At 55.5% G+C, this 16971-nt stretch carries 6 protein-coding genes and 2 tRNA genes; 7 read left to right on the forward strand and 1 reads right to left on the reverse strand.

The genetic code is table 11. From position 1 onward, the window contains the following. Positions 1-49 precede the first annotated feature (49 nt). From AC07OV_RS21735 to AC07OV_RS21765, 7 genes are all read left to right on the forward strand, one after another. Positions 50-946: a LysR family transcriptional regulator gene (locus AC07OV_RS21735; RefSeq protein ID WP_495092944.1), complete on the forward strand. Its 897-nt coding sequence runs from the start codon at positions 50-52 to the stop codon at positions 944-946. Between the two features lie 60 nt (positions 947-1006). After that, positions 1007-1082: transfer RNA gene (locus AC07OV_RS21740), tRNA-Asn, on the forward strand. A 353-nt stretch (positions 1083-1435) separates the two neighbouring features. Further along, the gene (locus AC07OV_RS21745) at positions 1436-3157 is read left to right on the forward strand and encodes a ShlB/FhaC/HecB family hemolysin secretion/activation protein (protein ID WP_495092945.1); all 1722 of its coding nucleotides are present in this window, start codon (positions 1436-1438) and stop codon (positions 3155-3157) included. A gap of 33 nt (positions 3158-3190) precedes the next feature. Further along, complete coding sequence (locus tag AC07OV_RS21750) at positions 3191-12670, forward strand: two-partner secretion domain-containing protein (protein WP_495092946.1); 9480 nt, start codon at positions 3191-3193, stop codon at positions 12668-12670. Then, entirely contained in the window at positions 12645-12962 is a 318-nt protein-coding gene (locus tag AC07OV_RS21755; protein WP_494997394.1) for a hypothetical protein, read from the forward strand. Before AC07OV_RS21750 ends, AC07OV_RS21755 begins: the two co-directional genes overlap by 26 nt. Before the next feature lie 261 nt (positions 12963-13223). Next, positions 13224-13307 (forward strand) — tRNA-Asn (locus AC07OV_RS21760). 632 nt (positions 13308-13939) lie between these two features. After that, positions 13940-15775 (forward strand): NACHT domain-containing protein, encoded by a 1836-nt coding sequence (locus AC07OV_RS21765; protein WP_495092947.1) that lies wholly within the window; start codon positions 13940-13942, stop codon positions 15773-15775. 134 nt (positions 15776-15909) lie between these two features. Here AC07OV_RS21765 and AC07OV_RS21770 read toward each other — a convergent pair whose 3' ends face one another. Then, on the reverse strand, positions 15910-16809 hold the full coding sequence (locus AC07OV_RS21770; protein ID WP_176998601.1) for a LysR substrate-binding domain-containing protein: 900 nt from the start codon (positions 16807-16809) through the stop codon (positions 15910-15912). Positions 16810-16971: the final 162 nt, after the last annotated feature.

Genomic DNA, 16971 nt, shown 5'->3' on the forward strand with positions numbered 1-16971 from the left:
TGATAAAAACAACTTTTATCGCTAGTAGTCAGTCGCGAAGGGAATACCGATGAACCTCAGAACATTACGCGCCTTTGTCGAGGTGGTGCGCCAGGGCGGCTTCTCCCAGGCGGCTGAAGTGGTGTCGTTGACCCAGTCTACGGTGAGCAAGGCGGTCAAGACCCTGGAAGACGAGCTGGGCGCGCCGCTGCTCAATCGCCTGGGGCATCGCAACGAACTCACCGCAGCCGGCGAAATTGCCTACCGCCGCGCCCTGGTGCTGCTCGCCGAGCGCAACGACCTAGTCGCCGAAATCAACGACCTGCGCGACCTCAAACGCGGCCTGCTGCGCATCGGCTTGCCACCGGTAGGCTGCGGCGTATTGTTTGCGGCGATGTTCGCCACCTACCGCAGTCGCTACCCGGACATCGAAATCGAACTCACCGAATACGGCAGCAAAAAACTGCGCGAATGCCTGGAAGCGGGGGAGATCGACCTGGCGGCGCTGTTGTTGCCTATAGATGAAGGCTTCGACTATCAGCCAGTGCGCAATGAACCGCTGATGGCCGTGCTGCCCGTGAGCCACCCACTGGCGCAGCGCACACGTATCGACTTCACCGACCTCGCAGACTCACCGTTTATCCTGTTCGAAGCCGGTTTTGCCCTGAACGCCAAGATCCTCGCCGCCTGTGAGCGCAAAGGTGTCACGCCCCGGGTGACCGCCCGCAGCGGGCAGATCGACTTCATCGTCGACCTGGTGTCCGCCGGGCTGGGCGTCGCCTTCCTGCCGCGCATGCTCGCCCACAAACATCAGCACCCGGGCATCGCCCTGATCCCCTTGGATGAACCCCACACCGACTGGCACATCGCCCTGGCCTGGCGTGCCAGCGCCCACCTGCCACCGGCTGCGCTGGCCTGGCTGGAGTTGGCCAGGGAACACCCGCTTTCAACCGGCCATCCGGATTAATCGACCGAGTTGCCAGAGAAAGCTTGACTTCCCCTTTTTAATCAGTAACATACGGCGCATTCCGCGATAGCTCAGTTGGTAGAGCAAATGACTGTTAATCATTGGGTCCCTGGTTCGAGTCCAGGTCGTGGAGCCAGATAGCGACATAAAGAGAAGCCTGCAGAGATGCAGGCTTTTTTTTGCCTAAAATTCCGTGCTTGTAGTGAGCGGGCTTGCCCCGCGCTGCGTTGTATCAGGTAGACAGGTGGCGTCTCAGGCAACGCGGCGCGGGGCAAGCCCGCTCACTACAGTTAGTAATGTGTACATCCAAGACGTCGAACCAAAAAGATCAAAGCCTGCAGAAATGCAGGTTTTTTTTGCCTTGGGTTTTATCAGTCCAGATTAAGTACCAAGGCCGAAACAAATTTGTACATTTTGTTGACGCCATCAAAACGCCACCATAAGATCGCCGCTCACTAATGGCACAACGCCATGTAGAGGGATCTAAACATGTGGCGTTCGGTACGTCGGACCAGGCTCAGCCTGCTGTCCGCTTTTTTTTGCCTGGGCACAGCCTGCTTGGCTCAGGGCGCAACTCCGCCGAACACGCCAGGCGTCACCGACCTGATCCGCGACCGCCAGGACCGCCTGCTCGAAGAGCAGCAACGCCGCCTCGACGAACTCAAAGACCTGCCCGGCAAAACCGCCGTCCCAGCCAAACCATCAGCACCTGCCGACACGCGCTGCTTCCCCATCAAAACCATCGAACTCACCGGCGCCGACGCCCTGTCCGAAGGCGAGCGCAACAGCCTGCTCAAACCCTACATCGGTCAATGCCTCGGCGTGCCGCAGCTCAACGAGTTGCTCAAGGTCATCACCGACCATTACCTGGGCAAAGGCCTGGTCACCAGCCGCGCCTACCTGCCGCAACAGGACCTCTCCAGCGGCAACCTCAAGGTGCAGGTGATTGAAGGTCGCCTGGAAGGAATGAAGGGCGAGCAGGGCAGCGGCATCAGCGATCGCCAACTGGCCATGACCTTCCCCGGCAAACCCGGCGACCTGCTCAACCTGCGTGAAATCGAGCAGATGGTCGACCAGTTGAACCGTCTGCCGTCGAACCAGGCGCAGATGGAATTGGCCCCCGGCAAGGCCGTCGGCGGCAGCGACGTGCTGGTGCAGAACGCCCCACAGAAACCCTGGCGCGTCGGCCTGTCACGCCACAACGGTGGTCAGCGCAGCACCGGCGAACAGCAGTGGGGCGCCAGCCTGGACTGGGACAACCCGCTCGGCCTGGCCGACCAACTGTCCCTGCGCGGCGGCCATGATGCGGTCAGCGACCACCAGAAAACCTCGCGCAACTCGATGCTCAATTACAACCTGCCCTTTGGCTGGTGGAACCTCAATTACAGCTACAGCGAGTCCGAGTACCGCTCCCTGGCCCAGGCCAGCAACTTCAACTTCAAGCAATCGGGTGACAGCCAGAACCACCAGTTGCGCCTGGAGCGGGTGGTCCACCGCGACTCGCTGAGCAAAACCTCCCTCAGCACCGGCGTGGCCTACCTGCGCACCAACAACTTCATCGAAGACAGCAAGCTGGCCCTGAGCAGCAACCGCTTGAGCGAAGCGCAGTTCGGCATCAACCATGGCCGACGCATTGGCGGCTCATTCCTCAACATCGACCTGGGCATGCAGGACGGCATCGGCGCGTTCGACGCCCAGGCCAATCACAACCCGCGCCCGGGCCAGCCGGATGCGCGCTACCGCAAATACACCGCGACGGTGAGTTACTTGTACCCGTTCAAACTGTGGGGCGAGTCGTTCAGTTTCAGCAGCCTGATGACCGGCCAGCGCAGCGAAGACGTGCTCTTCAGCCCACAACGCATGAGCCTGGGCGGGCAATCGTCGATTCGTGGCTACAAGGACCAGACCCTCAGCGGCGACAGCGGCGGCTACTGGCGCAACGACCTGCGCTGGAGCCGCCCGGTGACCTGGGCCTGGCTGCAACCGGTGCTCAGCGAATACGGCACCAGCCTTGGCTACGACCAGGGCGTGATCAGCCACGGCCGTTATAACGCCGAGCAGCATGGGCGCATGAGCAGCAACTCGGTCGACCTGTTTGCCCGCGGCCAGAACGTCGCCGCCACGGTGACCTTTGCACACTCTTTGGAAAGACCGGGGCCGATCACCGAGCGTGAAGCGCCGATCTATTTCCGTATGGATTTCTTCCTTTAAATATTTACCGCCTTCTGGGCATCGAGACATCACATGGACGTTCGCCAGTTCGCGTTCCTTGCGCGCCAACCTTCTGCGGCCCTGAAAAACCGCTCCACCTTCCTCGGGCTGCCTAAACGCGGGTTGGCATTGGTGCTGGCCAACGCCATGTTCTGGCAACCATTGTTGGCGCAGGCGGACGGCATTGTGGTCAGCGCACCCGGCACCAGCCTGGGCCAGGCAGCGAATGGCGTGCCCATCGTCAATATCGCGGCGCCCAATGCCAGCGGGCTGTCGCATAACCAGTTCAAGGACTACAACGTTGGCGCCAACGGGCTCATCCTCAACAACGCGACGAATCGCACCGAGTCCACGCAACTGGGCGGGATCATTCTCGGCAACAGCAACCTCAACGGTCGCGCCGCCAGCACCATCCTCAATGAAGTCAACGGCGGCAGCCCAAGCCAGTTACGCGGCTACACCGAAGTGGCGGGGCAGTCGGCCCATGTGATCGTCGCCAACCCTTATGGCATCACCTGCAACGGCTGCGGATTCATCAACACACCGCAGGCGACGCTGACCACCGGTAAAGCGGTGATTAGCAACGGCCAGGTGTCGGGTTATCAGGTCGACCAAGGCGGCGTGTCCATCGAGGGCGCCGGGCTTAACGCCAACAATATCGACCGCTTCGAAATCATCACTCGCTCGGCGAAGTTAAATGCCGAGATCCAGGCCAAGAACCTGACGATTATCACCGGCGCCAACGACGTCGATGCCAAGACCCTCAAAACCACGGCGCGTGCCGCTGACCCGGCGACCGCCCCTCAACTGGCCATCGACTCTTCGGCGTTGGGCGGTATGTACGCCGGCGCAATCAAGCTGGTCAGCAGTGAAGCCGGCGTGGGGGTAAAGCTCGACGGCAAGATGCTCGCCAGTGGCGGTGACATGCAACTGGATGCCAATGGTCACCTGAGCCTGGCGGAAACCTCGGCGACCGGTGCCGTCAACGTCAAGGCTGCCAGCCTGGAAGCCAAAGGGCCGGTCTACGCTGGCACCACCCTTGATGTAAAAACCCAAGGTGACCTGACCAGTCAGAATGACCTGGTCGCCCAAGACCGCATCACGCTCGCTGCCGGCGGCCAATTGACCAACAACGGCATTATCGAGGCCGGGGTCAATCCCGATAACACCCGCAACACTAACGCCGATATCAGCATAAGCGCACAGAGCCTCAACAATGCTGGCAAGCACATCATTGCCAGCCGTGACCTCGATATCACTGCGACACAAACCCTGAACAATCAGGGCGGGACGCTAAACGGCCAACGGCAAACGACGGTCACGGCTGGCACCTTGGATAACCAAAACAAGGGACGGGTATTCAGCGCAGCGCAACTCAAGCTGGCCGCTGGCACGGTACTCAACGGGCAGGGCGGCCTGATCAACAGCGTCGGCCCGCTCACGGCGACCATCGGTCATTTGAATAACACCGGTGGCGAGGTGTCCAGCAAGGGTGACACCACTTTGACTCTGGGCACGATGGACAACCTCACCGGTGTGGTGATGGCTGAAAACGCCTTGACCGTGACGGCCACAGGCGCGCTGAACAACCAGACTGGCCTGATCTCTGGTTGGCAGGGGCTTACGGTCAATGGCTCAAGCCTTGATAACCGCAACAACGGTACCGTCTCCAGTCGACAGGGCGATGTGAGTGTCACGCTCAGCGGTGCGTTGCTCAATAACCATGCCGGCGCGGTGGTCAGCCAGAAGGCTCTGACTGTCCAGGCCGATAGCCTCGACAATAGCGACCAAGGCGTGCTGTCCAGCGCGGCCGGGCAGCGTTTGACCGTCAATGGCTTGCTGAGTAACACACTGGACGGCTCGATCACCAGCGGCGCCGAATTGACGCTGCAAGCGATGGCACTGAACAACAGTGGGACGGTCAATGCCGCTGATGGACTGACGTTTACCGGCACCGACCTCGACAACAGCCACGGTACCTTCAGTGGCAAATCCGGCATTACCCTTGATCTGCTCGGTACCCTGACAAATACCAGTGGCAAGCTGTCCAGCGTCGGGCCGCTGCGGGTTCAGCGCAGTGCGCAAATCAACAACCAGAACGGCGAAATCAACAGCCAGGGTTTGTTGAGCTTGCTGACCGGTGGTTTGGACAATAGCCAGAAAGGCACCATTGGTGCTGATGACATGTTGCTGGTCAATGCCAGCGGAGCACTGGACAACAGCGTGGGCGGCCTGATTGGAAGTCGCGCTGGCGACTTGCGCATCGATGCTGCTCGCCTGAGCAATGGCAAAGGGTCGCTGCAGGGCAAGGGGGCGGTGAACCTGACGGTTACCGGCGATATCGATAACCAAAGCGGTACGGTGATCGCGCAGGAAGGCGATCTGACTGTGAAAGCTGCCGATCTCGACAACCGTGGCGGCACGCTGTCCAGCGTTAAAGGTGCGCTGGAAACTCACCTCGCCGGTGTTCTGAAAAACGGCTACGACCTGAGCACTAACAGCCAGGGTGGCACGCTCCAGGCCCAACGCCTGATGCTCAACGCGCTCGCGGGCATCAACAACAACGGTGGCCGCATCGCTGCCCTGGCCGGCGACGCGGTGCTTGATGTCGGCCCCCTGGGCAACATCGATAACCGCAATGGTGGGATCGCTGCCGGCAACCTGTTGCAGGTCACCGGTAATCATCTTGATAACAGTGGTGACCAGGGTGGAAAAATCAGTGGCAACCAGATCAGCTTCGATCTCCAGGGCAAGCTGAACAACCGCGAAGGCATCATCGAAAGCGGCAGCACCCTGTCAACCGCAGCGGCGAGTCTGGATAACCAGAATGGCCAGCTGCGCGCGCTGGGCAAGAGCTCAAAAACCGTCTTCGCCATTGGCGGTCTGCTTGATAACAGCAATGGCACTCTGGAAACAGCCAATACTGATCTGGGGCTCAATGCCGGTAGTTTCCAGAACCAAGGCGGCAATGTGCTGCACGTGGGCACAGGGATCTTCGGCATCTCCATGGCCAACCTCAACGATGTTGGCGGCCAGTTGGTCACGCACGGCAACCTGACCCTGGATGGCGACAGTTGGACTAACAGCAGTTCATTGCAAGCCAATCACCTGACTGTCAATGTCAACCACCTGACCCAGACGGCAACCGGGCAACTGTTGTCCACAGGAGGCTTGGATGGCCGGGGTATCAATTGGACCAACGACGGTCAGATCGGCACAGACGGCAGCGCAATGCTCGACCTGAGCGGCAGTTACGGCGGCAAAGGTCGCCTGAGCAGTGCAGGTGCTCTCGATCTGCATGCTGCGCTGATCAATCTGGACGCTGCCGGCAGTATCGCCGGGGGCGGGGCCAGCACCGTCAGGGTGGATGGCTTGCTGAACAACTACGGCCGGGTAACGTCGGCTGCCGACATGACCGTGAATGCGGCGGGCATCAATAACTACGGCACCCTGGGTAGCGCGCAAAAGCTCACTGTCACTACCGCTGCGTTGGTCAACGACCATGGATTGATCTTCAGTGGCGCCGATATGGGCTTGCGGGTTGACTCCTTAAATAACCTGGGTGCCAGTGTCTACAGCCTGGGCAACTTGAGTATTGATCGCGACGGTCAAGGCGCGCTGGCCAGCAGCATCGTCAACAGCTCTGGCTCGATTCAGAGCGATGGCAGCATGAGCCTGGCGGCGAGCACGATCCAAAACGTGCGAACGGTATTGACCACCAACAACCAGGGGATTTACACCGCATCGATTGGCGAAATCCAATGTATCGAGGGATACAACGCCGGGGACTGCAGCGGTAAGCGCAACCACGTCTGGCAAATCATCCAGCGCGACAAGTTCGAAGTGACACAGGCCAGTGCTGCATCGAGTATCACGGCAGGCACTAACCTGGCGATCCGGGGCGGCGACTTGCTCAACAGCAGCAGTACTATCGCTGCAGGCGGCGCTTTGAGCGCGACTGTCACCAATCTGGTCAACAGTGGCATTGAGACCGGTGAAACAGAAACGTCGCGTACGTTTCTGTCGGAACGCACCAACAACGCAGGTGGTCTGTACGCATCGGCTGCGTCTTTCAATAACTATTATTCGGTTCAAGGTGCAGGCTACAACCCCAATAACCTGGGTGGTTTGCTGGGCGCGATGAGCGGTTTTATCGGGCTCACCGAGAGTGAACTGGGCCAATTCCGAACCACCCGTACAATTGCCTCCAGCGATCAGAGTTATGCTGCTGTCATCCAGGCGGGAGGTGCGGTCAACGTCAACACCCAGAACGGTATCACCAGCAGTGTCGTACGCCCGAGCTATACCTATGTCGGCGCCGGGCCCCGCACCGACAACCTTGCCCCGGCCAACACATTCTCGACCCGTGTCACGGTCAACCAGCAGCTACCGCCCGACCTGGCACATCAACAGGTAAATCCTGTCAGCCTACCGGGCTTCTCACTGCCTGTCGGCGAGAACGGCCTGTTCCGCTTGAGTGGACAGACCAGTACGTCCCATCAATCCTCGGTACGTGTACCGGGCTTACCCGATACCTCCGTACGGTCCAACCCACAGAAGTACCTGATCGAAACCAACCCGGCACTCACTGACCTCAAGCAGTTCATGAGTTCGGATTACTTGTTGTCGAAGCTAGGTTACAACCCGGACGAAAGCGCCAAGCGGCTGGGGGATGGTTTCTATGAGCAAAAACTGATCCAGCAGGCCGTGACCGCCCGCACGGGCCAGCGTTTCATCGACGGCCAGACTTCCGATGATGGCATGTTCAAGTTCCTGATGAACAACGCCGTTGCGAGCAAAGACGCGTTGAATCTGCAGTTGGGGGTGTCCCTGACTTCAGAGCAGGTTGCGGCCCTGACCCATGACATTGTCTGGATGGAAAACGCGACGGTAAACGGTGAGCAGGTCCTGGTGCCGGTGCTGTACATGGCCAACGCGAATAACCGCCTGGCCGCCAACGGCGCATTGATTCAGGGCAGTGACGTAACCTTGATTGCCGGCAAGGAGTTAAACAATGCCGGCACCCTGCGTGCCAGCAACAACTTGTCGACCACGGCTGGAAGCGACTTGGTCAACAGCGGTTTGCTTGAAGCCAACAACCGCCTGACGGCCCTTGCGGGCAACAACCTCACCAACAAGGCGGGCGGGATCATCGCTGGGCGTGATGTGAGCATCACAGCCACGGGTGATGTGATCAACGAGCGCACGATCACGACTCATGAGAGCAGCACGGGCTACAAGAGCGAGCAGCGTGAGTTTGCTGACAATGCAGCGCGGATTGAAGCGAGCAACAACCTGGAGGTCAGTGCCGGGCGCGATATCAGCAACCGTGGCGGTGTGCTCAAAAGCGCGCAAGACACCACGCTCAAGGCTTCACGCGATGTGAATATCACCTCTGCCGAGCAAGTGGAGAGCAATACGCGGGGCGGCAGCCACAACGACAGGACGGTCACACAGAACGGCTCTAGCGTTACTGCTGGACGGGACCTTGTGATCGGCGCCGGGCGTGACTTGACTGCGGTGGCCAGTCAGATCGAGGCCAAGCGTGATGCGACGCTGTCTGCGGTGAACGATTTGACGCTGTCCTCGGCGGCAGATGAGCAGCATTCGTATGGCAAGACCAAGAAGGTCACTAGCCAGGAGGATCATACCCAGCAGGTGGCGACCCGTGTTTCCGCTGGCGGGAACGTTGTGTTGACGGCGGGCAACGACTTGGGTTTGACCGCCAGTAACGTCAGTGCGGGAAATGAGGCGTACCTGAGTGCTGGCGCTAATTTGACACTGCAGACTGCGGCCAATGAAGACTACAGCTTCTACAGCAAAGTCAAAAAAAGCTCGTCGGGTAAAAAGAGTCGACTGGATGAGGTTGCCAGTACCACCAACATGGCCAGCTCGGTCACCAGCGGGACGAACAGCACGCTGGTCGCTGGTAAGGATCTCCTTATCAAGGGCAGCGAGGTCGCCGCTGACAAAGGGGCCGCAAAGTTGGTTGCGGGTAATGATGTGCAGGTTGTTGCGGTCACTGACTCCAACAGTGCTCGGCATGAAAGCAGCAAGAGTAAAAGCAGCTGGGGTGGGCTGAAGTCGAGCAAGGTTCAGGACGCGGTTGCCGAGACGCAGACCGTAGCAAGGGGCAGCATTATCTCGGGTAATACCGTGGATGTAGCTGCTCTGCACGATGTCACGGTGAGAGGTTCCGGATTGGTCAGCACTCAGGACCTGAATGTGCGGGCCGGTCGTGACCTGGTGATTGATGCGGCTCAAAACACATTCACACACGACGAAATGCACAAGCAAAAAAATCGTGACCTGACCGGTGTGTTGACGGCCAATAACCTGGGCGTTGACGACATCACTGGCAACCAACATCTGTCCATCAGCAGCCAGAACCATACTGGCCGGTCGACCCAGACGACATTGACCGGCAGCACTATTGGTTCAAGCCAGGGCAATGTGGCGCTCACTGCCGGTCGTGAGTTGAGCGTCATTGCCAGTGATCTGGTCAGTACCAAGAACATGAGCCTGACGGGGGCCAACGTCAATATTGCGGCTGGTATGGAAAGCGCCAGCCAGAGCAGTACCGATAAGTCCAGCAGCCTGGCAGTGGGCCGAGTGGTAGGCGGCGCTGTAGTGGATACCTTCAATTCCATTCGTGGCGCCATCCAGGCGGCAAACAATGCCGACGATCCCAAGCTCAAGGCAGTGAAGATGGCGCAAGCAGCGCTGGCTGCCTATAACCTGAACGGCATGGGGGATTCGGTTTCCGGGAGTATCAAGGATTACGCCAATAACAAAGGCAGTTCGTCCAGCAATGGCTCACTGATAAAAATCGGTACTGAAACGGCGCTGACTCACAGCAAAAGCACTAGCGACTATGCAAGCCAGACGGCCAAGCAGAGTTCGCTCAATGTGGGGCAGGCTCTTTCGATCGAGGCCACGGGAAAGGCACCGGGCACGCTGGGTGACATTCACGTCATCGGTAGCAGCCTGAAGGCGGCCGATACCGCGTTGACCGCCAAGAACAACATCATTCTGGAAAGCGCGCAGAACACCGCCGGTTGGGCAAACAACAACTCCAATAACAGAACGGCCATAGGCGCCAGCTTCAATATTGGTCAGCAGAACGGTTTTACCATCGACCTTGGCGCCCAGATCGCCAAGGGCATGGGGACCGGTAGTTCGGTCACCCAGGTCAATACCACGCTGGATAGTGGTGTGTTGACTTTGCATAGCGGTAAAGACACCACCCTTGACGGCGCGCAGGTGCGAGCCAAAAAGATTGATGCGCTGGTTGAAGGCAACCTGAATATCACTTCGCGCCAGGACTCTGAAACCGAGAAGACAAAGCAAGGCAGTGCGGGCGTGGGCGCCAGTATCTGCATTCCGCCGATCTGTTATGGCGCCCCGGTGACGGCATCGGCAAGCCTTTCCGCCGGCAACATGAAAAGTAACTACCAGGCTGTCACAGAACAGAGCGGTCTGTTTGCGGGCAATGGTGGTTACAACATCGTTGTTGGCGCCAACACCACGCTAAAAGGGGCAGTGATTGCCAGTGATGCGACGGCCGACAAAAACCTGCTCAGCACTGACCGATTGATCACCAGCGACATCAAGAACAAGAGCGAAATCAAGAGTACCTCTGCCAGTGTGAGCGGTTCCGCGAGCTATGGCGGTTCGGGTGGGTCGGCTGCTGCCTTGGGCGGGCTGTTCGGCATGTCGCTCAATGAGTCCGACAGTAGCAAGACTCGAAGCGCGGTCAGCGAAGGCACGATTATCGTGCGTAACGCTGAAGGGGCCAATGACCTGATTGGTCTGAATCGTGACACCGCCAACGCCAACGAAAAGCTTAATCGGCCGGACAAAAAGGCGATGGAAGAGCGCATGGAGCTGATTCGCAGTTCTGTGGAGTTGGTCAACGGCATCTCGGACGCAATTGCCACGGCTAAGATGAAGGCCGCTCAAGATTCGAACAGTGATGAATCGAAGGCAGCACGTCAGCAACTGCTGGAGAAGGGCAATGCCAATCCTACTCCCGATCAGATCGCCCAGCAGGTCAGTCAGAACTATGGCGTAGGTAGCAGCTTCAAGAAAGCGGCTCAGGCGGTGAGTGCTGTTGTACAGGGAGTGTTGGGCGGAAATATTGCTGGAGCGTTGGCGGGCGCTGCTGCACCGTATGTGGCTGAAAAAATCAAGCAGGCCACCGGGGATGACGATGCTGCGAACCTGATGGCGCATGCCGTTTGGGGAGCGGTACTTGCTAAAGCTCAAGGTAACTCTGCGTTTGCCGGCGCTGCGGGAGCAGGTATTGGTGAATACATTGCCAAGCAACTGTACCCGAATACGCCTCGTGATCAATTGACCGAGTCGGAAAAACAAACGATATCGGCACTCTCTACATTGGCCGGTGGGTTGGCTGGTGGATTGGCTGCTGGTGGCTTGGACAATGCAATTGCTGCCGCTGGCACCGCGAAAAATGCGGTAGAGAACAATCAGCTGAGTGTGATCGACGGCCTCTCTCTTGAAAAAATGCGACTGGAGTACAACGCGTCATGCGTGGGGGTTACGTCAACAGAATGCGCACAACTCGGGGCCGATATTGAGGCTCTGTTCAAGAAGGCCCAAAGCATACTTAAAGAAGAGCCCCTCAGCTTGGCAAGTGATGCGACATGGGACTCCAAGCAGGAGCACAAGCCTGGCGACATCGTCATGTGCAAGACATCTTTTACCTCGTTCTGTGTCGTCACAGACCAATTTGTCAAAACCGCTGACGGTGTTGAGTGGTATCTGAAGCCGGCAACTGTCGATCAGGCATTAGAGGGTAGGGCGAATCAGGAAAAGCTGACAGCTGATATGAAAGCATCGCTTCAGAAGGTCGCTGCTGATTCCTTCAGTGAAGGCTGTGGTGGGATGGGGCTAATTGGGATTGGATGCCAGCTTTCGATGGGGTTTGGTACCACCAACCCGATTACAGACACGAAGGCGACCACTGGCGAGCGAATTGCTTTTTTTGCGCAAGCGTTGCTGAATATAGTAGGGCTGAAAGCAGCGGTTGGTAGTGCGGGGGTAAAAGATACACTCGCCGGGGCGGGTGGTAACTGGAACGTTTTAGATGAGGCTTTTAGCCCTAATGTTGTGAAACAGACGACACCTACTGCTTGTGGAGCTGCTTGTGGGGAAATGCTTCTGAAAGATCGGGGAGTTTTGGCTTCTCAGATTGATCTGGGGACGGAACTAACCTCAATGAATTCGTTGGCAAACAAGCTGAACGGAGTTAGCTCTGGATGGGTCGGAAACGCAGTGGATACATCCAGCTTTTACGCGCTTAATAAAACGGGCTCTTGGAGCGCTATGATGTGGGATTCAGGGAGCAGAGTAGGACACTGGGTTGTTGTTAATGGTGTTGATGATGCAGGGCGTGTAATTGTCAGGGATCCTTTCAATGGGACTCAGTATAAAATGGATGTTGACAAGTTCAAGGAGGTCTGGAATGGGCATTCTGTCTACAAGCAGTAGTCTTGATGTTAAGTCAATTTTTTACTGCGGAGATACATGTGAAATTGTCTACGTATTTGAAGTTGATGGCGTTGATATCAGTTTTGAAGGGAAGCTGCGAAAGAATGGTGATATCAAAGGCATCGAATATGGCGACAAGCTGGAAAGTTTTTTAATGGATTTTATGCCGGTTGATCGTGCTGTATCAAAAAAACTATCTCTACTAACCTGGCGCTACGTAGAAGGTGAAAGCATCGAGTTTCCTGTCTCTTTAATATCGAGTAGCGCTAACGTAACTATTGTACCGAAGTGATTATGGAACCAGTTTGGTTGCCTGGCTCTAGGTAACGATCAAGTATGGATGACGCTTTCTAAAAATCGCTCGTATGCTGCGGATTCTAAGCGTTAAATGTACGGTGACTTCAAAGCACCTAGAGCTGACTATTTCTGTCTCCTTTTCCTACGGATCATTGATTCCCCCTGCTTTGACAAGCCAGCCCAACCCGACTAACTTTCCTGGCGTGACGCATTCATGCGACCCACGCTATGCAGCAATCCTATTTCTGCGCCACATTTCGTCGTGGCCCCGGTGCGTCTAACAGCCAGCAAATGACTGTTAATCATTGGGGCCCTGGTTCGAGTCCAGGTCGTGAAGCCAGATAGCGACATAAGAAGCCTGCAGAAATGCAGGCTTTTTTTTTTGCCTTGGATTTCGTCGAGCGATCTCAATCTTTCGCTTCGGGAGAGTGAAATGGGGAGCGGCAAAATCTGAGCGCGAGCTCGCGCAGCTGTGATCGAATCTGCTATTTGCACGACCTCGCGTTGGGAAACATTAGTATTGTTGTTGGATGCCTTAAAAGTTTCAGGGCAGGCTTCTGCAGGGGGGTAAGTGAAAATTTGGCCAAGATTCTGGTTTTTCGAAAGTTTCAGATTTATTGATTTTTATTTCTGTTAATCGCTCAGCTGGCTGAGTTATATCATCGGGCGGCGGGGAGTTAATAAGTTTATGCGGGCCTTTCTCCCAAGCACAAGCTTGACCTCAATGATGTGATTTCATATGGCAGACTCACATGCGAGTTAATTGCTTAATAGAAAGCTTTAGTTTCAACCGAAAGGGGCTGTCGAGGTGAGAGTCTGATATGGCAGGCCTAATGTTGTAGATTCTGTTATCTGAATTGTGATCGCAGGTATGGGGTTCTATGCTAATTAATAACTAAAATTCTTGCGGGTGGCGTTGTGCTACTATATATTGGTGTTTTGTGATTTTACGCTAAATCCAAGGAGTGGTACATGTCAAACGCAGCCCTCGTTGTTCGTGCAGTCAATCCACTATTGAAAGATATATACGAAATGGCCAAGAAAAATGTTCAAACTAAACTTGGCGCATGGAAGGCGGGTGGTGATTCGGAACAATTGGCTAGATATTACAGTAGGCTATGTACCGTTAAAACAATATGGTCGAGAGGGCAGCCCGTATTAATTGATGATTTTTACTTTCCCTCTAAAATTGAAGTTACGACTCTACAAAGGAAAAGTTTTTCGGGAGGACGTCGTAAACAGAATCTAGTTGAGCGGGTCTCAGACCTTCCTCCGGGATGCATTGTTGTTGAGGGTATTGTTGGTCAGGGTAAGTCAATATTTATGCGGCATCTTGCGCTCTCTGTGCTTAATGATGTGAGTGCAAAAAAATTGCCTCTATTTGTTGAGTTGAGAAGTATTGGCGATAAGACAAGTTTGTTGGATTTGCTTCTGCAGTCTTTAGCTGCTTTAGGGGCAGAGTCGCATGAGGACGTTTTTTGGTATTTAGCTAAGCAAGGAAAGTTGATTTTAATATTGGATGGTTTTGATGAGATAGAGCAGAAATATGTTTCTCGTGTGTTGGATTATATAAGTGACATCCGAATAGGTTGTCCAGAAATAAAACTGATTGTTTCATCTCGTCCTAAGAATGCAATCCAGTCGGCACCCGATTTTTCGGTGGTAAAGTTGTGTCCGCTTCAAGAGTCCGATCATGAGGAGTTTTTGAAGAAGCTTGGCGTTGAGTGTGTTCGAAGGGCCGAGTTGATGTCAGCGATTTCGCAAAGTTCAAAAGATATCAGGGAGGCCATAAGTACTCCTTTGATGATGTCGATAGTGGTATTGATATACGAAAGTGTTCATCAGATTCCTCCTTATTTGTCAGATTTTTTTAGTGCACTTTTTCATGTGGTGTTTACCCAGCACGACAGTTCAAAGCAGTCTTTTGAACGGGAGCACAACACTGGGCTTTCTGAAGCTGAGTTGCAAAAGTTATTTGAGGCTTTTTGTTTCTCTGTTACTCAGAAAGCTTATGGTAGAACTTTGTCAAGGGGGCGTTTTGATGAGTGCTTTTCTCAGGCGTTAACGTATGTGCCTAACGTAAAATGCTCTGTGGATGATTTTAGAGCGGATGTGATAGGTGTTGCATGCTTAATGCTGGAGGAAGGGGTCGGCGACGCTACTTTTCTTCATAAAGGCATCATGGATTTCTTTTCCGCGGCTTTTGTGGTTCGCTTAAAAGAAGGCGGTGCTGTCAAGTTTTATCATGTTGCCGCTAATAATTATTCTGCTTGGAAAGGGGTGTTACAGTTTTTGCATAAAATTGATGAACGGCGATATGTTGAATACTACTTTCTAAAAAAATTTTATGAGGATGTATCTGAGTTGTCGGTTGTGTTGGCGGAGGCAGATGAAAAAGAATTTATAAAATTTCTATCAGGGTTGTTTGAAATGATGCAGTTCACCAAAGAAGACATCACTTTGCGGATGAGATCTAAACCGATCCATAGAAGCGAAGTGTCTGAGCTTTTGGCTGAAAAGTGTATGGAGAATTTAGATAATGAAGAGATGTTGAGCGTTTCATTTGGTCGGTATCAGGAACTGGCGGTGGAAAACAGAGGGATCCAAATTGAGTTCGATGAAGAAAATCAAATAGTATCTTTTGGCATCGTGACAGCTCTTCGACTGTTTGGGACTGAAAAAATACGAGAAGCGTTGGGTGATGTCGAAGCAGAGCTCTCAGTGAGGCTTCAGAACGCCAAAGATTTTTTATGTGAGGACGAACAGCTTTCGGCTGTTATTGAAATGAGCTTAGATGAGTTTTCTTAAGTATTGTTATTTGATTCCGAGAGTCGTGTGCAGTCCCGAGCGTTAACCCTCGGCTGCACCCCCCCTTTTTAAGCACCTGCGTCCCAGAAGACGTATCTCCAGAAGTTTTCAACGAGATTTCAGTCGCACTCTATTCACAGCCCTTCCAACGCCCGCCACAACTTCCTCATCGTCGGGTTCTGATTCTCCACCGCGCAATACGAGCGAATCTCCAACCGCGTACTCCATTCCTCCCCACCGGCCCTTACCAACACCCCACGCTCCAATTCATCCACCACCGCACTCTGCGGCAGCCACGCCACGCCATAGCCCTCGATGGCCATGCGCATCAACAACATCGCCATATCCGCCTCATAACAGCGTTCCAGCACAACGGGTGACGGCCCGTTCTTGATCACGATTTCAGCCACACGCCCCAAAAAAGTCGTCGCGGTGTACGCCAAATGCGGCACCGGTTTGCCGGCCGTTCCGGGCAAGCGGTACAGCGGTCGACCGCGTTTATCCGGGGCGCACAGCGGAATAAAAGCATCGTGCCCCAAAGCCAGGCTGCCGAAGCGTTGCGGGTCGAGCAGGATCGGCGCCAGCGGGTGGTGGTAGACGATCATCAGGTCGCAGCTGCCTTCCTCCAGCGCGATCACCGCGTCATGAATATTGGCGGCCACCACGCGCGCATTGAACTGCTCCGTCTGGCGCTGGAACTGCGCCAGCCATTTGGGCAGGAAGGTCATCGACAGGCTGTGCCCCGCCGTCACCTGGATCGAGCGCCCGGGCATGCGTTCCACTTCGCGCAGGCTGGCGCGCAGGCGCATCAAGCCGGCGAGGGCGTCGCGGCTTTCGGTGCAGAAGGCTTGGCCGGCGGCGGTGAGTTGCACCGGGTAGGTGCCACGGTCGACCAGTTCGGCGCCCACCCATTCTTCCAGTGAGCGGATGCGCCGCGACAACGCCGATTGGGTCACGCACCGCACTTCGGCGGCGCGGGAGAAATTCTTCCACTCGGCGATGGCCAAGAGGTCGTCCAACCATTTGATCTGCATGCCCGGTCTCCAGGGTGTGAGCCTTGAGTGTATGCCGCCGCACCCAGGCCAGGCGTGGCTTTTCGCTAACTATTCCAAAAGCGCATAGGGTTAGCCGGATTACTCATCATGACCCCGCAACGCTGTCCCTAGAATTTCTGCCCATCACTCACACAACAAAAA

Source organism: Pseudomonas sp. GW821-FHT09A09 (genome assembly GCF_059418405.1).